We start from the raw sequence: 22,388 nt of genomic DNA, 5'->3' as shown, positions 1-22,388 counted from the left end.
GGGGGGGGCGGGGGTCACGCTGGCGGGGTAGGGGCTTAGCGGTTGCGCAGCCGCTCCAGCGCCGCGCGCATGTCCGAAGAGCCCTGGACCCGGCCTTCGACCTCGATCTGCGGACGCTGTCCGGTCGAAACGAATCCGCCGCCGTCGCCCGCATTGACGAAGCCGCCGCTGTCGCTGCCGGAGCCGACGAAGCCGCCATTGTCGCCCGCATTGACGAAGCCGCCATTGCTGTCGCCGCTGCCACGCACGACCGCGCCGCTTTGTGTGCGGGGCGCGGGGGCAGTCCCGGCCCGTTCTGCCGCAGAGCGCCGCATCACCTCCTGAAGCATGGCCCGCTTCTCTTCGGCCGTCAGATCGGTCCGCGCGGCGATGCTCTCGATCTCTTCGACCGGCACGCGGATGCCGTCCCGATCCGCCGGATTCGTCCCCGCAAGGTTCATCGGCTCCATCGACACCACCTTGGTCAGCATGGCCGGGCCACCCATGAAGATGGCGATACCCAAGGCGCCGCAGACGGCAACCATGCCGACACCCCATTTCAGGCGTTCGCCCTTGCCGGGCACCTTGCCTGCATTCACGTCCAGCTTGGTGATCTTCTCCGGGATGGACTGGCGGAACTGAGCCAAAAACTGCTCCAGCCGAAAGCCGTCCAGGCCGGGGGGCGGCAACTCGATCTTCTCCAGCGCGGCCTGCATGCCGGTCATCATGTCGAAATAGGCCTGCCGTTCGGCGGGCCACCAGCCTTCTGGCACCTTGCCGCCCGGTGGTGGTTTCACAAAGCCGGCCCCGGCCAGCAAGGCCCGCGCGCCGGGCGGCGCCTCCTTGGCGGCCTCCCATGTCGCTTGCGAGCGGAAGAAGGCGACCGGCGCGCCACCCTGAGCGGGACGCACGATGTGATATCTGTAATCGAGCAGTTCCATGCGCGCGGGATAGCGTGCGGATCTGGCGAAAATCGGGCGAGATCCGGCTTATCGTCGCGATCCGGGGCGGCGCCCGGGATCGGGGCTTGTGCGTACCGCGGACTGCCCCGTCCCAAGGCCGAACCGCGAGATAGGGGATCATCGGTCCGCTTTCCCTTGCCGGCCCCAAAGGCTACCGGTGGCCCATGGGAAAGACGACACGATCCGCCCGCAAGCCCGTTGCCGACCGCGCTGCCCTGCGTGCCGCGCTGGCCGCCGCGCGCCTGCCGGGCAGTCCGGCCGAGACGACGCAGCGGGCGCGGGCGGGCCTTCTGGCCTGGCTGGACGCGCAGCCCGACCGGCCCGTCGCCGATCTGACCCGCGATCTGTCGCGCGGCCTCGCGGCGCTGGCCATCGGGCGCACCATGCTCGCGCAGATCCCCATGCCGCCGGGCCTCGCCTGTGCTTCGGGCTGCGCGTTCTGCTGTATCCTGACGGGCGCAGACGGCGGCACGATCACCGCTCACGAGGCGCGCGCGCTGCACGAGGCGCTGGCCGACCGCTCCGGCCCGGACGGCGATGCGTGGCACCCGAAGGCCTGTCCGGCGCTCGACCCCGAAACCCGCACCTGTCGCGCCTACGAGGCGCGCCCGATGATCTGCCGCAGCTATGTGTCCCCCGACGCGTCCGCCTGCCAAGAGATCGCGCAAGGCCGCGCTGCGCCCGGCCCTTTGACCCACCCCGCGCAACTCGCCTATCTGACGGCCCACGCCCTCGTCCGGGCCGCGTTGGGGGGCGGGGCACCGACCTATTCGCTGCGTGCCACCGCCGCCGCCCGTGACGAGGACGCGCTCGCCGCCGCGCGGCACGTGCCCAAGGCGCTCGACGCCGAACGGCGCCGGCTTGCCCGCGCGGCCTCGAGATGACCGGCCCCGATCTCAAATGGGGCAGCCCCTATTGGGAGCACGGCCGCAGCGACCAGCCGATCCGCTGGCGGATGATCTATTTCGGCAGCGGCGAGGCCACCTTCGCCTGCGCCGTGGCCAGCCAGGACGATGTCCCGGACCTCGCCACTTTCCTGCACGACACGTCCTGCCTCTTCGAATACGACCCCGATGAGCGCCCCGCCGATCCCCCGTTCGGACCCTGGGGCGACACGACCCGCGCCTACATTCCCGAATTCACCCGCATCTTCGGCCTGACGCCGCCGCCGCCGCCCGAGGGGCATACCCTCGCCGAGGACTGGAACGACATCGACATCCACTACCTTCGGGACGGCCACCACTGGCGCCTGCACTGGAACACCGCCGCCTGAGCGTCTGGACAGGCCCGGCACCCCATGCGCATCCTCCCGCGACGGAGGACGCCCATGACCGACATCGCCACCCGCGTCTGGAACCACAAGTGGAAGATCGACCCGATCGTCCGCTCGCTGATCGACACCGATTTCTACAAGCTGCTGATGTGCCAGTCGGTCTTCCGCAACCGCCCCGACACCGACGTCACCTTCAGCCTGATCAACCGCACCACCCGCGTCCCCCTCGCCGACCTGATCGACGAGGGCGAACTGCGCGAGCAGCTCGACCATGTCCGCACCCTGTCGCTGACCCGGGGCGAATCCACCTGGATGCGCGGCAACACCTTCTACGGCAAGCGCCAGATGTTCACGCCCGCCTTCATGGACTGGTTCGAGCAGCTCCGCCTGCCGCCCTATCACCTGGAGCGGGTGGGCGACCAATACGAGCTCACCTTCGAGGGCCCCTGGCCCCAGGTCATGCTCTGGGAGATCCCGGCGCTCGCCATCATCATGGAACTCCGCTCCCGCGCCGTGCTCCACGATCTCGCGCGGTTCGAGCTTCAGGTCCTCTACGCCCGCGCCATGACCCGCGTCTGGGAGAAGATCCAGCGCCTGCGCGACCTCTCCGACCTGCGCATCGCGGATTTCGGCACCCGCCGGCGGCATTCCTTCCTGTGGCAGGACTGGTGCGTGCAGGCCATGCGCGAGGGGCTGGGCGACAGCTTCACGGGCACGTCCAACTGCCTGATCGCCAAGAACCGCGACCTGGAGGCCATCGGCACCAACGCCCACGAACTGCCCATGGTCTATTCCGCGCTCGCCCGCAGCGACGAGGCGCTGGCCGCCGCCCCCTACGACGTGCTCGCCGATTGGCACGAGGAGCATTCGGGCAACCTGCGCATCATCCTGCCCGACACGTACGGGACGAAGGGGTTCCTCGATCGCGCGCCCGACTGGCTGGCGGGGTGGACGGGGATCCGGGTGGATTCCGGCGACCCGGAGGAGGGGGCCGAGACCGCCATCCGCTGGTGGCGGGAGCGGGGGGAGGACCCGACCGGGAAGCTCGTCATCTTCTCCGACGGGCTCGACGTCGAGAAGATCGAGCACCTCCACGCCCGCTTCCAGGGCCGCGTACGCGTGTCCTTCGGCTGGGGGACGCTCCTGACGAACGACTTCCGGGGCCTCGTCCCCGAAGACCGCCTCGCCCCGTTCTCGCTGGTCTGCAAGGCAGTGGCGGCGGACGGGCGGCCGACCGTGAAGCTGAGCGATAACCCCCGCAAGGCGATGGGACCGGAGGCGGAAGTGGAGCGCTACAAGCGGGTCTTCGGGGTGGGGGAGCAGGTGGCGGAAGAGGTGGTGGTTTAAGAGTAGCTTACAATGAAGGAGGAGACTTTGGCTTCATTAGACTTTTCGCATGAACTGGAAGAGTTTAAAAAATTCTATGACGAAAATTATCAGTATCACTACGACGCACTGCGATCAATGCACTCACTTCTAGAATCTCTCGCCCTCTCTGATAGTCGACTGGGTATCGAGAAAATCGAATATAGGCTAAAGGTGCGAGACGAATGTGTTGGGAAGTTCATAAGAAACTATCGGGGTAAATTGGAAAAAGAGAAGAAGGGCTATTCAATAAAGAATCACGTAAGCGACATTCTCGGCCTAAGAATTACATGCCAATATGAAGAAGATATTGCGAAGGTCCAGAATTTAATAGATCAGAATTTCTTTGTCTTGGAAACAACTGATAAGACCGCTGAGCTTGTCGCAGACGAAGGCCGTTTTGGGTATAAAGGTCTACACATGGATCTATGTATTTCTGAGGAGCGGGCGAAGTTTCCAGAATATTATCGATATAAGGGATTGCGGTTCGAAGTTCAGATACGTACTCTTATTCAAGACGCGTGGAGTGTTCTTGACCATAAGCTAAAGTATAAGAAGTCTATTCCAAATGACTTGAAGAGAAGAGTTAATGCGTTAGCCGCCCTCTTTGAAATTGCAGATAGAGAGTTCTCTGCCATTCGAGACCTTACAGGCGAATATGAAGAACGCGCAGAGGACTACGAGGTTGACATCTCGGAAACAGAAGGGCTGAATGCGGAAACGAAGTTGGAAGAAGGATCAGGGGAGTCTGGAGAAAAGGGAAAGCCGGCTCCGATTTTGGATGCGTTTTCATTTCTTCGGATAGCGAATCATTTTTTTGAAGGATATGAGTTTCCGCCAGACGCCGCGGACGATTTCGTCGAGGAGATACTGCAGATGCGGCCCGAAACGACAAGAGGGAAATTCAACTACTATCTTCGAACGTCAATCTCTCTTGTTAAACGTTATGCTGAGGAACGTCTAACCAAGGCACATGTGAACATGAAGCCCTTTACGATTATGAGGCATTGCCTCTTTTACCATGATGATAAAAAATTTCGAACTATGCTTACGCCTCAGGCTAGACAGTATTTCAACGCTTATCTTCTGGAAGCGAAGAACTCCGCCCGGTAGGAAGTGAAGGGAAGTCCAGTAGGAGGTTAGATCTGCTTTCGCTATGCGAAGTGGGACTATAGGCTTCCGCCTGCTCCACAGACGGTTAGCTTAATGCCGCCCACCCGCCTCACAACACCTCGTCCGGGTCCTCCCCGTCCTCGTGGGCCAGGCTCGCGAGTTCCGCCATGCCATTGGGGCGACGTTTGCCCATCCATCTCTCGCTGCCTGTGCCCGGCATCCCTCACAACCCCTTGATCTCCTTGTCCGGGTCCTTGCCCATCAATTGCCAGGCCTGGGCCAGGTCGGAGCGGTAGGTGGGGCGGGGTTTGCCCATCCAGTCTTCCCGGTAGGTCTCGGGCAGGATCTCGTCCTGGATCATCCCCGACAGCTTGCTCAGCATGAAAGCCCGCAGCACGGCGTTCATGCGCGGCCCGTGGCCCGCTCCCATGACCTTGAAGAAGCGCAGCACGTCGTCATCCACACGCAGCGTCACCCGCGTGCGTTTGCAGGACCGCTCCTTCCAGATCGTCGTCCATTCCCCGGGGATGCGGCCGCGCGTCGTGACCTGATACATCATGTCCCATTCGAACTGACGCATCAGCGTCATCAGTTCGCTGAGCCATTCGCGCTTGCGTCCCTTCACATCCGTCGTCGCCATCGACCCCTCCATCGCGTGTCGGGGGGCGACCTTCCGTCCGAACGGTTACCGGAGGGTTAAGGAAATCGGTCTGCCATCTGTGCAGACGGGGGGTGCACGGGGGGTGCACAGGGGGTGCACAGCGGATTTCCGCCCAAACCGCACCGCACGCTCCGCCTTCGGTCCGGCCGAATCGGGATTCCTGTGGCACGGGTGCGACGGCAAGAAGAAGGCCGCTCCTCGGCGAGAAGCGGCCTTCCGAAAGTCCAGGAGGCGGGGTCGGTTAGAGTGACCTCACCTACGTCTGTGAGAGCGCAAGGGCTGCCCTACGCACGCACCTCCGCAGTTGTCCCGACGCCATTCTCCAATACCTTTCTAGACACTGGATCACCTCCTTTCTGTGGGTTGCCGATAGGGGGGAGGTTGGCACACATCCGGTATCCGTCAAGCCCAAATCACACCACAGCTTGTGCCCGTCGCGTGATGAGGCGGAACGGCACCAGCGCCGCCAGCGCCACCGACAGCTTCACCGCCCAGTCCGCCAGCGCCATCCCGACCCAGAGCGGGCCCACGGCCGTCGCCTCCTGCGCCCAGGAGACGTCGCCCCAAGCCGCTGGAATCGCGAGGAAACCCGCGAAGGCGATGGTGAAGAAGAGCGCCGTGTCGAGGGTGGAGCCCACCAGCGTCGAGGTGAGCGGCGCCTTCCACCAGGGCCGCTCTGAAAAGGCCCTGAAGACAGCGACATCCGTGAGCTGCGCGACCAGGAACGCCAGCCCCGAAGCGACCGCGATGCGCCACGTCACCAGCGGCCCGAACTCGCCCATGATCTGCGTGCCGACCAGAGAGCAGGCCAGCCCCGTCGCGAACCCGAAGAGCACCACCTTCCGCGCCTTCTCCGGCCCGTAGAGCCGGTTGGTCACGTCGGTGACCAGAAAGGCGAGCGGGTAGCAGAACGCCCCCCATGTCAAGTACCCGTCGGCGAGCAGGAACTGCACCCCCACGTTCGAAGCCACGACGATAGCGGCCATGCAGACCACCGGAAAGGCGAGAGATTTCATTGGTTTGCACCCGTTTTGGCATGGTGGTCGGAGACATGGCCCCGCCAAACGGGGCCGCGCCTCCTACCGCTCCGGGGCCGCCTCGTCCAGCCCCGCGCCACCGAACACCCCGTGCGCCGTCTTGTCCCAGTGAAACGGCTTCAGAACCAGTTCGGCCACGGCCTTCAGGACGGCCAGAGAGGCTAGTGCGAAATAGGGTTCAAGGAGCGGGATGGACCGTCTGAGATGGCGATGATGGGGCGCACGGCAGGCATAGGCCGCCATCCCCCAATTCGCGACCGTCAGCAGAGGAAGCCCCACGCCCAGGCCATAGGACACCCAGACCGGCATGCCGTCGACGGCCGGATGCGGCAGGCCGAAGGGGATGACGACCAAGGTCCAGGCCAACGGCATCAGAAGGGCGTTCAGCACGGCGGACAGGAAGTGGAGGTGGAAGAACCAGAAACGCCGTGGGCCGAGATCCCTCCAGAGATGGAGGGGGCGGGCGGAATGGACGGCCCAGGTCATGAGATACCCCTTCATCCAGCGGGAGCGCTGATTGATCCAGGGCAGGGGGGCGGCATTCGCCTCCTCCAGCGTTGTCACGTCGATCACCTCGGTCCGCCAGCCGCGCCGCGTCAGGCGCACGCCGAGATCTGCGTCTTCTGTGACGTTGTGGGCATCCCAGGCGCCGACTTCTTCGAGGGCGTTCCGGCGGAAGAAGACGGTGGTTCCGCCAAGGGGGACAACCAGGCCCATCCGGGCAATCCCCGGAAGGAGCAGTCGGAACCAGGCGGCATATTCGATGGTGAAACCGCGTGCCATCCAGTTGCGCGTCGCGTTGTAGTAGTCGAGGCGGCCCTGGAGGCAGGCCAGCCGCTCGCCGCCATGCACGAAGCGGGTCGCGACCTTTCTCAACTGGTCCGTGCTTGGCGCGTCCTCCGCATCGTAGACCCCGATCACGTCGCCGGTGGCAAAGTTCAGGGCATAGTTCATGGCACGCGGCTTGGTGTGCGGCTGACCCTCCGGGACCGGGATCACCCTCATCCATGCCGGAAGCGTGGCATCCGCGAGCGCCGTGCGGGTCGCCTCGTCGTTCTCTTCCACGACGAGGAGGATCTCAAGGCGGCTGCGGGGATAGTCGAGCCGCTCCATCCGCCGGATCAGGGCGGGGGCGATTTCTGGCTCGTCGTGCAGGGGGATCAGGATGGAAATCCTCGGCAGTCGCTCATCCGGCAAACGGTCCGACCGGACGGATCGAAAACCGGGATGCCGCCCGGAACGCAAAGCTCTGATCGCCGCGGCGCGAAGCCCAAGATTGCCGAGCATCGCCAGAAGGGCGACACCCATGAGCGCGGCCAGCGTTGCGCGCGGCCAAGTCAACGCACAGGACAGGAGGGCGATGAGAGCGGCGGAGATCCAGATACCGACGGATTGCCCGCGCCAGTCCCGGCAGCTTTCGCGCCTCGGCGCACGGCATTCGGCTTGCCGTGCCAGCGCGGCCCCGTGCGCTTCGCTGATCCGGGCATCGACCAGCTGTGCCGAAGCAGCGACGATCGGTGCATCGGACAGATCGCGCGGAAGCTCCGTGCGCAGGATCTGCGCGCGCTCTGGAAAGGGGGTCGCAATGACCGGGGTGCAGGCCGCCGATCGGATCGGCACCGCGCGATGTCGAAGGGCGATTTCGAGCGGCAGCTTTCTGGCGACGGCAAGCGAGGCGGCATCGGGCGGCGGGAGGCGGTCGATATGGCCGAGACCGGCCTGTCTGGCCAGCGCGCGATCCAGATCGCGTCCCTCGACCATCCCCTCCGAGCGAAGGATCTCGCCCAATCGCGCGCCCTGTTCCCGCGCAAGCATGAGAGCGCGCGTCAGTGCCGCCTGATCTATGTGACCGGCATCGAGCAGCAGGTCGCCAAGGCGAAGCCTGCGCCTGATGCGCTTGGCCCTTTGGAAGAGTGGCGCAGTGCTTGGGACACGAACCCGGTCCGGAAACCGGACGACCCGGCCGCGGCCCGACGGTTCCGGCGCCGCCGGCTGCGGGGGCGGGACGGCATAAGCGTCTAGCGGGACGGCTTGGCTGGTTTGCGGTGGCGGCACGGGAGACCTATCGGCAAAATCTTGCCGCTTTTTCGCTCCCGAGAGTTAACAGTTGGTTAAACGTTACGGAGCGTCGCGCTTCCGTTCGTCCATTGCGGCCGCAAAGTCATCGAAGAGGTAGGCGCTGTCGTGAGGCCCCGGGCTCGCCTCGGGGTGGTACTGGACGCTGAAGACCGGTTTGCCGGACAACCGTATTCCGCAATTCGAGCCATCGAACAGAGAGATATGGGTCTCCTCGACACCGTCCGGCAGCGTCTGGCTATCGACGGTGAAGCCATGGTTCATCGAGGTGATCTCGACCTTGCCGTCGCGGCTGCGCTTGACCGGGTGGTTCGCGCCGTGATGGCCGTGGTTCATCTTGATCGTCTGTGCGCCCAAGGCCATCGCCAGCATCTGATGCCCGAGGCAGATCCCGAAGACCGGAAGGCCGTCCTCGACCATTTCACGGATCACGGGCACGGCGTATTCGCCGGTCGCAGCGGGGTCGCCCGGACCGTTGGACAGGAAGACGCCATCCGGACCCAATGCGCGGATGTCATCGGCGGTCGCGGTGGCCGGCAGCACGGTGACGTCGCATCCCACATGGGCCAGGCTGCGCAGGATATTGCGCTTGGCCCCGTAATCGAGCGCGACGACCTTGTATTTGTGGGTATCCTGGCTGCCGTAGCCGTCCGGCCAGGCCCACTTCGTTTCGGACCAGCGGTAGGACTGCGCCGTCGTGACGTCGCGCGCGAGATCCATACCGACAAGACCTTCGAATGCGCGGGCCTTGGCTACGAGCGCCTCGATGTCGAAATCGCCGTGGGGATCATGAGCGAGCGCGACATGGGGCGCGCCCTGCTGGCGGATCGCGCGGGTCAGGCGCCGCGTATCGACACCGCCGATCCCGATCCGTCCGCGTGAGGCGAGCCAGCCGTCCAGATCCCGTGTCGCGCGCCAGTTCGAAGGCTCGGTCGGGTCCCATTTCACGACGATCCCGGCCGCGACCGGTTCGGCTGCCTCGTCGTCTTCGGGGGTCACGCCGACATTGCCGACATGGGGGAACGTGAAGGTCACGACCTGTCCGGCATAGGACGGATCGGTCATGATCTCCTGATAGCCCGTCATCGCGGTGTTGAAGCACAACTCGGCCACGGCCTCTCCGGTGGCGCCGAACCCGCGCCCGAGAAAGATCGTTCCGTCAGCGAGGGCGAGACAGGCAGTCGGGCGATCGGTCATGGCAGGGCTCCGGGGCGGGTCGCGGCAAACGGCCTGCGGGTAGCCCCCGGCGGATGCCGCGTCAAGCGTTGCCCCGGTAGCCTGGCCGGGCTATCTGCCCCGTTCGCAGCCAACGCGGGGGAAGACGCAATGCAGCTGAGAGACCGTCTGAACACCGGCCTGAAACAGGCCATGCGCGACAAGGACGCGACGCGTCTGGGCACGCTCCGGCTGATCAACGCGGCGCTCAAGGATCAGGACATCGCGCTCCGCGCCGAAGGCCGTGAGGTCGGCGATGCGGAGGCGACCGCGATCCTGGCCAAGATGGTCAAGCAGCGTCAGGAATCGGCGCGCGCCTACGAGGAAGGCGGCCGCCTGGAGCTCGCCGACAAGGAGCGCGAAGAGATCGCGGTCATCGAGGAATTCCTTCCTCGGCAACTGAGCGAAGAAGAGGCGAAAGCAGCCATCGATGCCGCAATCGCCGAGACGAACGCATCGAGCTTGCGGGACATGGGCGCCGTCATGGGGATCCTGAAGTCTCGCCACTCCGGTCAGATGGATTTCGGCGCGGCGGGCGCGGCCGTGAAGGCGCGCCTCGCCTGATCCGGTTTCGGTACGGTCAGAGCTGCTCGACCGTCACCTTGGATCCATAGAAGGCGAGATACCCGGCAATGGGTTTCGCCGCTTCCTTGTCGGGCGCCTCGTAGCTCCAGGCGACGTCGTCGATCCGCTCGGACTGGCCGATATAGTGGAAGTAGCCGGCGTCACCCTTGTGGGGGCATCGGGACGTCGTGTCCGACTTCTCAAGAAGCGCCATCGCGACGTCGGAGCGGGGAAAGTAGATGACGGGCGGCAAGCCGTCCTCGTGCAGTTCCAAAGCGGCGCGGCTCTCGACCAGCACACCGTCGGCAGTGCGAACCGTCCAGACGCCCTTGGCGGGCGTGATTTCAATATTCGGCATCTATGGGTCTCCCTCTCGTCGGGACGATAGGGCGGACGCAGCCACGGGGCAACGCGTGTCAGTCGCAAAAACGGCGCTGGTCTGCAGGTATGGCCGCGTCGAGATCGGGCGGAGACGCGGGCGGCGCGACACCCGTCGCGCGCTCCATCCGGTCGTAGAGCGCCAGGATCTGCCAGATGCGGCAGCCTGTCGTTTCACCGATCGGCTCGGCAAGCAGCTTGGCGAGATGATCGTCGAGCCTCGCATAGGCGTCGTGCACCCGTGCGGGTGGGGCGGGGCCGATCAATCCGTCATCCAGCAGATCGTGCAGAACGCGTCCGTCCCATCCGGTGCCGACGGACACATAGGTCCGCGGCTTGTCTCCAGCGCCGCTTCGGACCGCCCATGGGTCCGCGCCGGCCTCCAGCAACAGACGTGCGGCGTTCGCGTTCTCGGGCCGGAGATAGAGCATCAGCGGCCTGAGATCGCTCGTGGGGCCGGCATCGCTTCGAAGCAAGTCGCGGCCACCCGCCTCCAGCCACCGCAGAAGCAGATCGTTGACCAGCCGGAAGCAGGGTTCCGCGGCGCAGTCCCCATGAGACTGAACGGCGAGCAGGCGGGCCATTTCGACGCCGTCATTGAACAATGGGTCCGCACCCGCATCGAGCAGGGCCGTCGACATATCGAAACGGAACCGTTCGATGGCAAGTCGCAAGAGCGTGTGGCACCCCTGATCGGGGGCGGTGAGATCGGCGCCGCAGGCGTTGATCTCGGCCTTCTCAAGCCGACCCAACGCCTTTTGCGGAATGTCGAGGCCGGGGAAATAAATGGCGCGCAGAACCTCCATCTTGTCCGGCGACGCGCCCGGCATCACCCGATTCTGCCATTCCATGAACTGACCGTCCCAGTAGCTGTCGAGGATATTCGCGGCGTCGATCCCGTTTTCCTTGTCGACGGGGACATACCTCAGACCATCAAGCTCGCTTCGGAGCCAGAGGAACGACGCTGTGACCGCAAGGACGGCACAAAGCGCGGCAAGGGCGACTCCGCGCTTCAAAGCGGGGCGCAGGCGGCCTTCAGCCAGCGCAGATCCTCACCGTCGAGGCGCGGGCCGACACGCTCTAGAACGGTGGCGTGGTAGTCGTCGAGCCATGTCCGCTCGGCCGGCGACAGGATCGAGGTGTCGATGAGGCGCCGGTCAATGGGGACCCAGGTGAGGGTCGAGAAGGCGAACATCTCCCGCGCATCGCCGCCTGGAAGAGGCTCCGCCTGCTCCACCACGATGAGGTTCTCGATCCGGATGCCGTATGCGCCGGTCCGGTAATAGCCCGGCTCGTTCGACAGGATCATGCCGGGCTCCAGCGGTATGTTCGACAGCCGGCTGATGCGCGCCGGTCCCTCATGGACGCCCAGATAGACGCCGACCCCGTGGCCGGTGCCATGGTCGTAGTCCTTGTGCTCGGCCCAGAGCGGCGCCCTCGCGAGAGCATCGAGATGCGCGCCAGCGACCCCCTTGGGGAAGCGGGTGTGGGAAATGGCGATCATGCCCTGAAGCACGCGCGTGAAATCCGCGACCGCACCTTCAGGCGGTGCCCCGATCGGGATGGTGCGCGTGATGTCGGTGGTGCCGTCCTCGTACTGGCCGCCCGAGTCGATGAGCAACAGGGTGTCCTGACCGAGCGGCCGGTTCGTCTCTGTGGTGACGCGGTAATGCACGATCGCGCCATTCGGACCGGCGCCCGCGATGGTCTCGAACGAGATATCCCGGAGCATGTTCGTCGCCCGCCTAAAGCCCTCTAGCGCCGTGACGACATCGATCTCGGTTGCGTCATGCGGCCGTTCCTCGTCGATCCATCGCAGAAAGCGGACCATGGCCGTTGCGTCGCGTAGATGGGCTTCGCGCGTGGCCGCGATCTCGGCGGGCGATTTCCGCGCCTTCGGTAATGCGATCGGGTCGTCCATCCTGACGGGATCCTGCAGAAGGGTGTGGATCGCTTGCGGACATGTTGCCGGGTCGATCCCGGTCGGGCCGAGGTCCGAGAGAAGGTCCGCCAACCTGTCGGGTGCGACGACCCTCACGTCCGGACCGAGGTGGTCTGCGACCGTCTCGGCCTGACCCGGATGGCAGATCAGATCGACTGTCGCATCGGAATGGAGAAGTGCCATCGCATGGGCGACCGGCGTCCGGGGAATGTCCGCGCCCCGGATATTCAGAAGCCAGCATACGGCATCCGGCTGCGTCGTCAGAAAGGCATCCGCACCGTCCAGTTTCTCGGCGATCTCCGCCCGCTTCTCGGAATGGGCCCGGCCGGCAAGCTCTCGCGGGTAGACAACCATCGGCTCTGCCGGGGCGGGGGGGCGATCGGTCCAGATCGCATCCACGCCGTTGTCGCATTCTACGGCTTCGAGGCCATCCGTCTTGGAGAGGCCCTCGATCTCCGTGACCGTGTGCAACCACGGATCGAACCCCACGCGGCCACCATTCGGCATCGCTTCGGTCAGCCAGTCCGCCAATTTGGTGGCGGGCCAGGAGACGGTCTCGAAGGTTGCCGGATCTGTCTGCGCGGCGACCTGCAGGGTGTAGCGGCCGTCGGTGAAGATGGCCGCGCGTTCGCGAAGGATCGCAGCGAAGCCAGCCGATCCGGTAAAACCGCTGATCCAGGCCAGACGTTCATCGGAGGGCGCGACGTATTCACCCTGAAAGCGATCCGCACGGGGCACGAGAAAGGCGTCGAGTCCCTCGCGCTCCATCCACTCTCGCAATCGTGCCACGCGGGGCGCTGCCGCGTCGGGGCGGGTGGTCACGTCGAAGCGCTGGAACATCCGGGATCTCCTTCGAGTCAGGGTTAGTCCGGCGTGGACGCAGGGGAAAGCCCCCGGCGTATCACCCGATCCGCCCCTCCATGCAGAGACGCCCATCGGGTCCCCGGATCCAGAAGTCCGCCTCGTATCTCATCACTTCGCCCGTCTCCGCCGCGAAGAGTGGAGAGGTCGCCCGATAGCTGAAACGGTGCGGCGCTCCGGCGGCATGGATCAAGGCCTCGGCCAGCAAGGGGCCGTGGACCACGATCCCGCGATGCCCTTCGACATCGCGCGCATAGGCGGCGTCGTAGTGGATCCGATGGCTGTTGAGGGTAAGGGCCGAGAAGCGAAACAGCGTGACGGGATCGGTGGGAACGGTGCCGACGACGTCTCCTTCCGGAGCGGGAGGCGCGGGTTTTCCGCTATCCTCGGGCTTGTCGCCGACATTGGGCCGGTAGACGAGATCCTGGCGCTCCACCACGCAGAGGTCGCCGCGCTGATGCACCTCGTGCTCCAGCCGGACGAGGTCGAACGGGCCCGTGCGGCCATGCTTGCGATCGTGGGCGACCAGTCGGCTTCGGCGCTCGGCCGGTTCTCCGAAGACCAGATCACGGTGCCATTCCAACGCGCCGCCCGCCCACATCCTGCGCGGGAACTCCGTTTGCGGGATCACACCCAATCCCTGCCGGGGATGCCCATCCCGGCCAAGCTCGGAGCTCGGTCTCGCTTCCCAGAAGTGAAGATGGTGCCAGAAGCGAGGCAGGACGGACGGTGTAGGCCTGCCCAAAGTGGCTGCGAGCGCCATGGCTCGCGCCGGATCCATACTGTCCTTGACGACGATGGTCGGCGTAGGCTCCATGACACTGTTCTGCTGCCGGAAGTCGGAGAAGTCGAGGCATGAGACGATTGCCCGATGGGCCTAGCGGCGGGGACGCCGTGACTCGATCGGCGGCGGCGGGATGCGACACTGACTGTGCCGGACGGGCGCGCAAGGCGGGCCGGTGACCCTGTTGCCGGAATTGGCGGCTTGGCTGATCTGCGCTTTGGCAGTGGTCACGGGGGCCGCGGTCCAGCGCCTGACGGGCGCGGGGTTCGGGATGGTTGCGGCGCCCATCCTGGCCCTCGTGGCGCCGGACTGGCTTCCGGCCACGGTCTTGCTGGTCGGGGTGGTCGTCGGTGTCGGGGCGGCGGCAGCCGATTGGCGGGCGGTCGATGCGCGGGACCTGCCTCCGGGTATGGCGGGGCGCGTTATCGGCGCGGTGCTTGCAGCATGGATCGCGACGAACGTCGTCGGCACACCCGCCCTTCCGATGGTCGTCGGGCTGCTGGTTCTGCTTGCTGTCGCTTTATCTCTTGCAGGGTTCAGCGTGCCGATCCGAAGGCGGACGCTCTTCGCCGCCGGAAGCGTGGCCGGAATCATGGGAACGCTGACGGGGATCGGCGCGCCACCCATGGCGATCCTCTATTCCAACGTCGAGGCTCGGCGGTCCGCGGCGACCCAGAACGTGTTCTTCGGCTTTGGAATGGTCGTCTCGATAGGTGCCCTGGCCTTCGCCGGGTTGGTCGGGCTGAGGCATCTGGCCTTTGCGGCAACCTTGATCCCGCTCGTGCCGCTGACGTTCCACCTCGTGAGACCCTTTGCGGCCCGGCTGCATGCGGGGTCGATCCGGCCCTGGGCTCTGGGTCTTGCGACGGTGGCGTCGCTGGTCCTGATCGGTCGCAGCCTAGCCGGCTGATCACTGCGTCTTGAGATCGGTCATCAATTCGTCAAGTGCATCGATACTGCGCTGGTTCGTCAGACGGCCGTTCGCATCGAACTGGGACGCGGCCTGTCCGACAAGGACCTCCGGACCCGGCAGGACACGGGGCCGGAACGGAAGGAGGAAGAGGCGGAGCGCGTATTGCGCCCTCTCTCCGCCGGCGCGCCCGGCAGTTGCCGACATCACGGCCACCGGCTTGTCCCGCCATGGATTGCCATCGACCCGGCTGACCCAGTCGAGCGCGTTCTTCAGGACGCCGGATGGTCCCTTGTTGTATTCGGGCGTCGCGATCACGACCGCCTCGACCGCGGAGATCTGGTCCGCCAAGGTCTGAACCTCATTGGGGATGCCATGGGCTTCCTCGAGGTCGCCGTCGTAGAGCGGCAGACGCAGATCCCCCTCGGTGAACGAACCACCATGAAGCCGGAACGCCTCGAGCATCAGTTTGCGGTTGAGAGAGGCGCGACGAAGCGAGCCGCAGAGGCCGAGAAGCATCGTGATCTCCGATCTGGTCGGGGCGCAGCATCCACGAATGGGCCCGGGCCGCAAGGCTCCGTGGTGGACAGTCCCGCGGCTTTCCGGTTGGGTCCGCGAGAGCGGGGGAGGTGCGATGCGGCACGGCGGACAGATACTGGCGGACGAGTTGGCGACGCACGGCGTCCGGCGGGTCTTCTCGGTTCCCGGAGAGAGCTTTCTGGCGGCTTTGGACGGCCTCTTCGACAGCGGTATCCAGAATGTCGTCTGCCGCCATGAAGGCGGGGCGGCCATGATGGCGGAGGCGACCGCCAAGCTGACTGGCCGGCCGGGCGTCGCCTTTGTCACGAGGGGGCCCGGAGCGACCAACGCGTCGAGTGGGCTGCACGTCGCGATGCAGGATTCGACGCCTCTAATCCTGTTCGTCGGCCAGATCGCGCGCGGCCATCGCGACAGGGAAGCGTTCCAGGAAGTGGACTACCGCGCGCTGTTCGGGTCGCTGGTGAAATGGGTGGCCGAGGTCGATCAGACCGAACGCCTGCCGGAATATGTCGCGCGGGCTTTCTCGGTCGCGCAGTCGGGGCGCCCTGGCCCCGTCGTCCTCGCCCTGCCGGAGGACATGCTTTCGGCGCATGCCGACACCGTGGGCCGGCCGCCCGTCGAAAGCCCGCAGCCCGCGGTTCCCGATCTGGACCCGGTCGTCGAGAGGCTGAGAGGGGCAGAGCGGCCCCTTGTCGTCGTCGGTGGATCCGGCTGGTCTGCCGATGCTGCCGCCGATCTGACGCGTTGGGCGGAGCGCCACGGGCTGCCGGTCGCCGTCTCTTTCCGGCGTCAGGATTACATCGACAACCGCTCCGCCGCCTATGCCGGAGATCTGAATGTCGGCCCGAATCCCAAACTAATGGCGCGGTTGCAGGGTGCAGACCTGATCGTCGCCCTCGGCACGCGGCTGGGCGATATCGCGACGGGTGGCTACGAAACCCTCGACCCTGCGACCGAAACCCCCGCACTGGTCCATGTCCATCCGTCCGCTTCGGAGCTCAACCGGGTCTGGTCGGCAGAGATCGCGGTTCAGGCCAGGGCGGCCGATGTCGTTGCAGCCCTTGCGGCCCGCGACGACGACCTGCCCGGCTGGCATTCCCATCAGGCCGCTGCCCGAGCCAACTATGAAGCCTGGATCCGCCCGCGTTCCACGCCGGGGGAGGTAAAGTTGGAAGAGGTCATCGCCCACCTCGACGACGTTCTGCCGGACGACGCGATCCTGACCAACGGAGCGGGCAACTATGCCGCGTTCCTTCATCGCTACTACCGCTGGCGTCAGTATGGAACGCAGCTCGCGCCGACCAGCGGGTCCATGGGATACGGCTTTCCGGCCGCAATTGCCGCTTCGATCGAGCATCCGGACCGCGACGTCGTCTGCCTTGCCGGAGACGGGTGTTTCCAGATGACGCTGAACGAATGCTCGACCGCGATTCAGTGTGGGGCTCGACCCGTGGTCATTGTCTGCGACAATGGCAGATACGGGACGATCCGCATGCACCAGGAACGCCATTATCCCGGCCGGGTGTCCGGAACCGAGTTGGTCAACCCTGACTTCGCGGTCTTGGCGCGCAGCTATGGCGGGAAGGGCTGGACGGTGACCGAGCAGGCTTCCTTCGCCCCCGCGTTGGCCGAGGCACGTGCGTGTGGCACGCTTGCGATCATTCATCTGAAGCTCGACCCGCGCATGCTCTCGACGGGTACCGATTTGGAGACGGCATGATGGAAGGTCACCGGCTCGATCCTGCGGATTGGGATGCGTTCTCCGAGGCTCTGGAGGACGCCGCTCGCGCCTGCGCGGATCGTCTGCGGCACGCCCGCGACCTTCCATGGCAGCCCCCACCGCCGGATATGGCGGATCGCGTCGCGCTCGATGAGGTCGCCGCCGGAGATCCCGGCGTAATCGACGCCATCCTTCGCGACATTGTCCCCTATTCCACAGGCAACACGCACCCGCGCTTTTTCGGCTGGGTGCACGGAACCGGCACGCCGCTCGGCGTGGCAGCCGAGATGATCGCGGCGGCGATGAACGCCAATATGGGCGGTCGGGATCAGGGAGGCGCGCATGTCGAGCGAGCGGTCTTGTCCTGGCTTCACCGCGTGGCCGGATGGCCGCCGGATGCCTCTGGACTGCTGACCACGGGGACGTCGCAGGCCACGATCCTCGCGCTGTCCTGCGCGCGGATGCGGGCGTTTCCGAAGGTGCGGGAACAGGGGATCGGGGCCTTGCCCCCACTGCGCGTCTATGCCGCCGAGGGTGCCCATAGCTGCGTCAAGAAAGCGCTGGAGGTGATGGGCCATGGCTCCGTTGCCCTGCGCGGCATCTCTGCACCGGGCGGACGCATGGATGTCGATGCGCTGAGCCAAGCCATCGCGGAGGATCGGGCGGAAGGATGGAGTCCTCTCGCGGTGGTCGGGACGGTTGGCTCGGTCAACCTCGGAACGTTCGATGACCTGTCCGCGCTCGCCGATCTTTGTGCCGCGGAAGATCTGTGGCTCCACGCGGATGCCGCCTTCGGGTTCTGGACGCGCCTCGCCGATCTGCCATGGCGCGATCTCTCTGTGGGGATCGAGAGGGCGGACAGCCTGGCGACCGACTTCCACAAGTGGATGTCGGTTCCCTACGATTGCGGTGCGGTCCTCATTCGCGATCACGACTTGCACCTTTCGACGTTCCGCGAGCGGCCGGCCTACTTGTCCGAGGGGCAGGCGCTGGCGGGCGGCGAATGGTGGGCCACGGATTACGGGTTCGATCTCAGTCGCGGCTTTCGCGCGTTGAAGGTCTGGGCGACGATCCGGGGGCTGGGGACCGATGCGCTGGGCGCACAGATCACCGACAATTGCCGCCAGGCCGCCTACATGGGCGAGCTGGCGGAGGCATCGGACGTGCTGGACCTCGCGGCCCCCGTCGTATCGAACCTCTGCGTCATCAGACCCCGCCGGGGAGAGGCGGCAGCGATCGCGGCAGAGCTTCAGCTTTCCGGAGACGCCGTCTTCTCCACGACCCTCGTCGACGGCGTCTCCTGCCTGCGCGCGGCCATCGTGAACCACCGGACCACACGTGCCGATGTCGAACGTGCTGTTCGTGCCGTCGAGCAGGTGATCAGATCAGCCTAGGGGGACGCGCGGAAAACCGTTTCCCGTCCGGCCTCGTCGGTGAGGATCAGGATCTCGTCTGACGCTTCCACCAGAGTTGCCGATTGCAGGGCCGCGAAGAACGCCGTCTCCAGCGGCAGATCGGGACAGGCGCGCCGGGTCGACACAAGCTGCACGATCTCGATCCAGGGATAGGGCGCGGTCTGCGTCGCGGTGAAGGCGTTGCACGGCCCTTCGCCGATCACCCGTCCCTTTTCTGGAAAGCGGAGCGTCGCGGTCACGTCGATCCGCTCTCTGTTCAGTTCCGCCAGCTGCCAGACGAGTGTGGGATCGGAATGTCCCGAGATCGTCTCGTCCGGCTGGCAGAATGCGAGGGCGAGGGGCAGAAGACTCACGGCCCTCATCGGAGCGCCAGCGGGTAGGCTGCAAGGGTCTCGTAGCGGGCACCCGTTGGCCGGAGGTCGGACCGTACCAGTCGGATCTCTGTCGGGGTCCATCGGGGCCACGGACCGATGAGCCCCCGCATCCAGGCACGCAAGCCCGGGCCTGAGGTGAGCCCCCGTGCGAGAGTCACGTGGGGGCGAAATCGGCGGCGCGGCAGATCAGCGCCTGCGCGCCTCGCGGCGCGTTCCACATCGGCCTGAAGGGTCAGGAGCCCGATATCCCTGGCGACATCGGCGACGAGCAGGACGCCGTGCCCGGCATCCATCGGCGCGATCCCCGTCACGCTGATCGGCGGCGGGGGCGGAACACGCGACGACAGGGCTTCGTGGATCTCCTCCAACGTCCCTTCGGTTGCGTCTCCAAGGAATGCGAGGGTTAGGTGCAGATCGTCGACAGGAACGGCGCGACCGCCCCCAGGTGCTTCGGCGGACAATGCGGCGAGGTCGTCGGCAGCCTCTTCGGGCACGGGCAAGGCGAGAAAGGAGCGCATCAGAACCCGAGTGGCGCCGCCATTGGCGCCACGTCAAGTCATAACCGCGATACAGGATCTCATTGAATGACGATGGTGAGCTCCTCGCCCACCCTCTTCATCTGCGTCAGGCGAGCAGCCTGCGGGCGATCACCTGAGCCTGGATCTCGGCGGCGCCCTCGAAGATGTTCAGGATGCGGGCGTCGCACAGAATGCGGCTGATCTTGTATTCCAGCGCGAACCCGTTGCCGCCATGGATCTGCAGGGCATTGTCGGCGCACGCCCAAGCGACACGCGCGCCCAGCAGCTTCGCCATTCCGGCCTCTAGGTCGCAGCGGCGATCCTCGTCCTTCCGATGGGCGGAGTAATAGGTGAGCTGCCGCGTCACCATGATCTCGGTCGCCATCATCGCGAGCTTGTCCGCGACGCGGGGGAACGCAATCAGCGGCTTGCCGAATTGCTTGCGGTCTTCCGCATAGGCCATGCCTTCGTCCAGCGCGGCCTGCGCTACGCCAATCGCCCGCGCTGCCGTCTGAATCCGGGCGCTTTCGAAGGTCTGCATCAACTGCTTGAAGCCCTGGCCTTCCTCCATGCCCAGAAGGTTCTCGCCGTCCACATGGAAGCCGTCGAAATTGACGGTGTATTCCTTCATGCCGCGATAGCCGAGCACCTCGATCTCGCCGCCGGAGATGCCGTCATCCTGCCAGGGCTGGTCGTCGGTGCCCGGGGTCTTCTCGGCGAGGAACATGCTCAGGCCGCGGTAATCGTCCGTGCCGGGAACCGTGCGGGCCAGGACGGTCATGACATGGGTGCGGGCGGCGTGAGTGATCCAGGTTTTGTTGCCCGTGATCGACCAGCCGTCTTCCGTCTTCGTTGCCTTCGTCCTGAGCGACCCGAGATCGGACCCCGTATTCGGTTCGGTGAAGACAGCAGTGGGCAGGACTTCGCCGGATGCGAGGCCGGGCAGCCACTTGGCCTTCTGGTCATCGGTGCCGCCGGCCAGAACCAGTTCCGCCGCGATTTCCGAGCGGGTCCCCAAGGAGCCGACGCCGATATATCCGCGCGACAGCTCTTCCGAGACGACGCACATTGCCGCCTTGGGCATTCCGAGCCCGCCGAATTCCTCTGGAATAGTCAGGCCGAAGACGCCCAACTCGGCCATCTCTTCGATGATCTCCATCGGGATCAGTTCGTCTTTCAGATGCCACTCATGGGCATGGGGGGCGATGCGATCGTTGGACCAGCGGCGGAACTGGTCCCGGATCATCTCCATCTCTTCGTCGAGACCCGTGGTCCCGAATGTCGCGTCCGCTTTGGCGTCGCGCATCAGGTCCACGAGGCGGGTGCGGGCAGCCGGAGTGTTGCCCTCGGTCGTCAGGCGCATGACGGCATCGGTCGCCAGTGCGCGGGCATCGTCCTGGCTCAGGAACAGGTCCTGCGGGCGGACCATCTCCCCCTGACTCATCGGAAGGCCGCCGTAGAGCTGCCAGAGATACTCGCCGAAGGAAATCTGAAGGATCAGGCTCTCCATTTCGCCGAGCCTGCCCTCGGATTGAAGCCGTTCCGCCCAGTCCTGCATCTGGCGTAGAGCCTCGACATAGGTCGCCGTCCAGGCAAGGGCATGAGCGGCGGTCTGATTCTCTTCCAGGAGAGCGCCGCTGACGCGACCATCCGAAACGATCCGGGCCGCAACGGCTGCTTTCGCCCGCTCAAGATAGGCCTCCGCTGCGGGGACTGCATCTGCGGTCAGGGACAGCAGATCCGGCAGGAGCGGGGATGCGATCGATCGGGCGACGTTCATGTCCTGGCCATCATGGGGCATTTTGGCGCTCCTGTATCCGGTTGCCTCTTTGCAGTTGCAGCGCAACATAATTGCGCAGGAAATCCATGCAAGCGGAATATCATGTCCGCATGGATATGCTGGTGCGGCATCGCGAAGCGGCGTAGCAGCGTTCGGATGGAATTGCTCTCGACCGGTGCCTGGCTGCTCGCCTTCGCCATTGCCGCCTTTGCCGGACTGGTCAAGGGCATGGTCGGGTTCGCCCTTCCTCTCGTCATGATCTCCGGCTTGTCCAGTTTCCTGGATCCGCGACTTGCCCTGGCCGGGATCCTCGTGCCCGTCGTCGCGACGAATGGGATCCAGACGTTCCGGGCGGGCATCGGGCCGGCCTTCGATGCGGCTCGCTTGCACTGGCGCTACCTGCTCATGGTTGTGGTCGCGATCTTCGTGACTGCTCAGTTCGTCAGCTCAATCCCGCGAGAGACCTTTTACTTCGTGCTGGGGGTTCCGGTCGTCGCCTTGGCGACGGTCCAGCTTGTGGGCTTCCGGCTGTCGATTCCGAAGGGGCGGGAGACAGCGGCCGAGTGGATCGTCGGCCTGGTATCAGGCGTGCTGGGCGGGCTCGCGGGAACCTGGGGGCCGACTACCGTGCTCTACCTGCTCGCCATCGGCACGCCCAAGGACCGGCAGATGGTCGTTCAGGGCGTCATCTACGGTGTCGGGTCCGTCGTCCTGTTCGTCGCGCATCTGCGGTCGGGCATCCTGAATGCGGGGACCGCGCCGTTCTCCGCCGCTCTCCTCATTCCCGCTCTGGCGGGGCTCTGGCTCGGGATGCGGCTGCAGGACAGGATGGATCAGGCGCTCTTCAGAAAGGTGACGCTGATCCTGCTGGTCGTTGCCGGGTTGAACCTGCTGCGGAAGGGGGTCGTCGGATAACCGGAG

Annotated in this window: 22 protein-coding genes; 9 read left to right on the top strand and 13 right to left on the bottom strand. The window is 65.5% G+C overall.

Going from position 1 to position 22,388, the window contains the following annotated elements; all coding sequences use genetic code 11:
• Nucleotides 1-35 precede the first annotated feature (35 nt).
• A complete protein-coding gene (locus jaqu_RS01235) occupies nucleotides 36-920 on the bottom strand; it encodes a hypothetical protein (RefSeq protein ID WP_043917107.1) in 885 nt (294 codons plus the stop codon).
• A gap of 185 nt (nucleotides 921-1,105) precedes the next feature.
• On the opposite strand from jaqu_RS01235, the gene jaqu_RS20360 reads away from it, so the two are divergent.
• From jaqu_RS20360 to jaqu_RS01215, 4 genes are read left to right on the top strand one after another with little or no spacing between them, the layout of a single operon-like run.
• On the top strand, nucleotides 1,106-1,825 hold the full coding sequence (locus tag jaqu_RS20360) for a YkgJ family cysteine cluster protein (RefSeq protein ID WP_052500700.1): 720 nt from the start codon (nucleotides 1,106-1,108) through the stop codon (nucleotides 1,823-1,825).
• On the top strand, nucleotides 1,822-2,214 hold the full coding sequence (locus jaqu_RS01225; protein WP_043917106.1) for a hypothetical protein: 393 nt from the start codon (nucleotides 1,822-1,824) through the stop codon (nucleotides 2,212-2,214). Before jaqu_RS20360 ends, jaqu_RS01225 begins: the two co-directional genes overlap by 4 nt.
• Before the next feature lie 54 nt (nucleotides 2,215-2,268).
• Nucleotides 2,269-3,561 (top strand): nicotinate phosphoribosyltransferase, encoded by a 1,293-nt coding sequence (gene pncB, locus jaqu_RS01220; protein WP_043917105.1) that lies wholly within the window; start codon nucleotides 2,269-2,271, stop codon nucleotides 3,559-3,561.
• 12 nt (nucleotides 3,562-3,573) lie between these two features.
• Entirely contained in the window at nucleotides 3,574-4,692 is a 1,119-nt protein-coding gene (locus tag jaqu_RS01215) for a GTP pyrophosphokinase (protein ID WP_052500699.1), read from the top strand.
• 223 nt (nucleotides 4,693-4,915) lie between these two features.
• Here jaqu_RS01215 and jaqu_RS01210 read toward each other — a convergent pair whose 3' ends face one another.
• From jaqu_RS01210 to carA, 4 genes are all read right to left on the bottom strand, one after another.
• On the bottom strand, nucleotides 4,916-5,332 hold the full coding sequence (locus jaqu_RS01210; protein WP_161793812.1) for a BrnA antitoxin family protein: 417 nt from the start codon (nucleotides 5,330-5,332) through the stop codon (nucleotides 4,916-4,918).
• A 434-nt stretch (nucleotides 5,333-5,766) separates the two neighbouring features.
• Nucleotides 5,767-6,369 carry a queuosine precursor transporter gene (locus jaqu_RS01205; RefSeq protein WP_043917103.1) on the bottom strand — a complete coding sequence of 201 codons (603 nt, stop codon included), beginning with the start codon at nucleotides 6,367-6,369 and terminating at the stop codon, nucleotides 5,767-5,769.
• A 63-nt stretch (nucleotides 6,370-6,432) separates the two neighbouring features.
• Nucleotides 6,433-8,205 (bottom strand): glycosyltransferase, encoded by a 1,773-nt coding sequence (locus jaqu_RS01200; protein WP_084629258.1) that lies wholly within the window; start codon nucleotides 8,203-8,205, stop codon nucleotides 6,433-6,435.
• Between the two features lie 303 nt (nucleotides 8,206-8,508).
• The gene (carA, locus tag jaqu_RS01195; RefSeq protein ID WP_043917102.1) at nucleotides 8,509-9,663 is read right to left on the bottom strand and encodes a glutamine-hydrolyzing carbamoyl-phosphate synthase small subunit; all 1,155 of its coding nucleotides are present in this window, start codon (nucleotides 9,661-9,663) and stop codon (nucleotides 8,509-8,511) included.
• Between the two features lie 129 nt (nucleotides 9,664-9,792).
• On the opposite strand from carA, the gene jaqu_RS01190 reads away from it, so the two are divergent.
• Nucleotides 9,793-10,245, top strand: a complete 453-nt coding sequence (locus jaqu_RS01190; protein WP_043917101.1) for a GatB/YqeY domain-containing protein — start codon at nucleotides 9,793-9,795, stop codon at nucleotides 10,243-10,245.
• Nucleotides 10,246-10,261: 16 nt separating this feature from the next.
• On the opposite strand, the gene jaqu_RS01185 is transcribed toward jaqu_RS01190, so the two are convergent.
• The 4 genes from jaqu_RS01185 to jaqu_RS01170 form a co-directional block, all read right to left on the bottom strand.
• Nucleotides 10,262-10,603 carry a DUF427 domain-containing protein gene (locus jaqu_RS01185; RefSeq protein WP_043917100.1) on the bottom strand — a complete coding sequence of 114 codons (342 nt, stop codon included), beginning with the start codon at nucleotides 10,601-10,603 and terminating at the stop codon, nucleotides 10,262-10,264.
• A gap of 58 nt (nucleotides 10,604-10,661) precedes the next feature.
• The gene (locus jaqu_RS01180) at nucleotides 10,662-11,639 is read right to left on the bottom strand and encodes a hypothetical protein (protein WP_043917099.1); all 978 of its coding nucleotides are present in this window, start codon (nucleotides 11,637-11,639) and stop codon (nucleotides 10,662-10,664) included.
• Nucleotides 11,636-13,405, bottom strand: coding sequence for an aminopeptidase P family protein (locus jaqu_RS01175; RefSeq protein WP_043917098.1), 1,770 nt, complete (start codon nucleotides 13,403-13,405; stop codon nucleotides 11,636-11,638). The genes jaqu_RS01180 and jaqu_RS01175 overlap by 4 nt, the downstream gene beginning before the upstream one ends.
• Before the next feature lie 61 nt (nucleotides 13,406-13,466).
• On the bottom strand, nucleotides 13,467-14,243 hold the full coding sequence (locus jaqu_RS01170; RefSeq protein WP_043917097.1) for an FAS1-like dehydratase domain-containing protein: 777 nt from the start codon (nucleotides 14,241-14,243) through the stop codon (nucleotides 13,467-13,469).
• Between the two features lie 142 nt (nucleotides 14,244-14,385).
• On the opposite strand from jaqu_RS01170, the gene jaqu_RS01165 reads away from it, so the two are divergent.
• A complete protein-coding gene (locus jaqu_RS01165; RefSeq protein ID WP_043917096.1) occupies nucleotides 14,386-15,120 on the top strand; it encodes a TSUP family transporter in 735 nt (244 codons plus the stop codon).
• Here jaqu_RS01165 and jaqu_RS01160 read toward each other — a convergent pair whose 3' ends face one another.
• The gene (locus jaqu_RS01160; RefSeq protein WP_170938639.1) at nucleotides 15,121-15,639 is read right to left on the bottom strand and encodes an NADPH-dependent FMN reductase; all 519 of its coding nucleotides are present in this window, start codon (nucleotides 15,637-15,639) and stop codon (nucleotides 15,121-15,123) included. It abuts the gene before it with no gap.
• A gap of 115 nt (nucleotides 15,640-15,754) precedes the next feature.
• On the opposite strand from jaqu_RS01160, the gene jaqu_RS01155 reads away from it, so the two are divergent.
• Nucleotides 15,755-17,380: a thiamine pyrophosphate-binding protein gene (locus jaqu_RS01155; RefSeq protein WP_043917095.1), complete on the top strand. Its 1,626-nt coding sequence runs from the start codon at nucleotides 15,755-15,757 to the stop codon at nucleotides 17,378-17,380.
• Nucleotides 17,377-18,774: a pyridoxal phosphate-dependent decarboxylase family protein gene (locus jaqu_RS01150; RefSeq protein ID WP_089268354.1), complete on the top strand. Its 1,398-nt coding sequence runs from the start codon at nucleotides 17,377-17,379 to the stop codon at nucleotides 18,772-18,774. Before jaqu_RS01155 ends, jaqu_RS01150 begins: the two co-directional genes overlap by 4 nt.
• Here jaqu_RS01150 and jaqu_RS01145 read toward each other — a convergent pair.
• The 3 genes from jaqu_RS01145 to jaqu_RS01135 form a co-directional block, all read right to left on the bottom strand.
• Complete coding sequence (locus jaqu_RS01145) at nucleotides 18,771-19,157, bottom strand: META domain-containing protein (protein ID WP_043917094.1); 387 nt, start codon at nucleotides 19,155-19,157, stop codon at nucleotides 18,771-18,773. The two genes, jaqu_RS01150 and jaqu_RS01145, sit on opposite strands and share 4 nt — an antisense overlap.
• Complete coding sequence (gene thpR, locus jaqu_RS01140) at nucleotides 19,154-19,687, bottom strand: RNA 2',3'-cyclic phosphodiesterase (protein WP_052500695.1); 534 nt, start codon at nucleotides 19,685-19,687, stop codon at nucleotides 19,154-19,156. The genes jaqu_RS01145 and thpR overlap by 4 nt, the downstream gene beginning before the upstream one ends.
• 106 nt (nucleotides 19,688-19,793) lie before the next feature.
• Nucleotides 19,794-21,488, bottom strand: a complete 1,695-nt coding sequence (locus jaqu_RS01135; RefSeq protein WP_043917093.1) for an acyl-CoA dehydrogenase family protein — start codon at nucleotides 21,486-21,488, stop codon at nucleotides 19,794-19,796.
• A gap of 81 nt (nucleotides 21,489-21,569) precedes the next feature.
• Here jaqu_RS01135 and jaqu_RS01130 point away from each other — a divergent pair, with 81 nt between their 5' ends.
• Nucleotides 21,570-22,382 carry a sulfite exporter TauE/SafE family protein gene (locus jaqu_RS01130; RefSeq protein WP_236687705.1) on the top strand — a complete coding sequence of 271 codons (813 nt, stop codon included), beginning with the start codon at nucleotides 21,570-21,572 and terminating at the stop codon, nucleotides 22,380-22,382.
• The last annotated feature ends 6 nt before the right edge of the window (nucleotides 22,383-22,388 follow it).

The sequence above is a fragment of the Jannaschia aquimarina genome (genome assembly GCF_000877395.1).
In the GTDB taxonomy this organism is placed as follows: Bacteria; Pseudomonadota; Alphaproteobacteria; order Rhodobacterales; family Rhodobacteraceae; genus Jannaschia; species Jannaschia aquimarina.
Note: the sequence above shows the minus strand (reverse complement) of the source record. Positions and strands in the feature narration are given on the sequence as shown.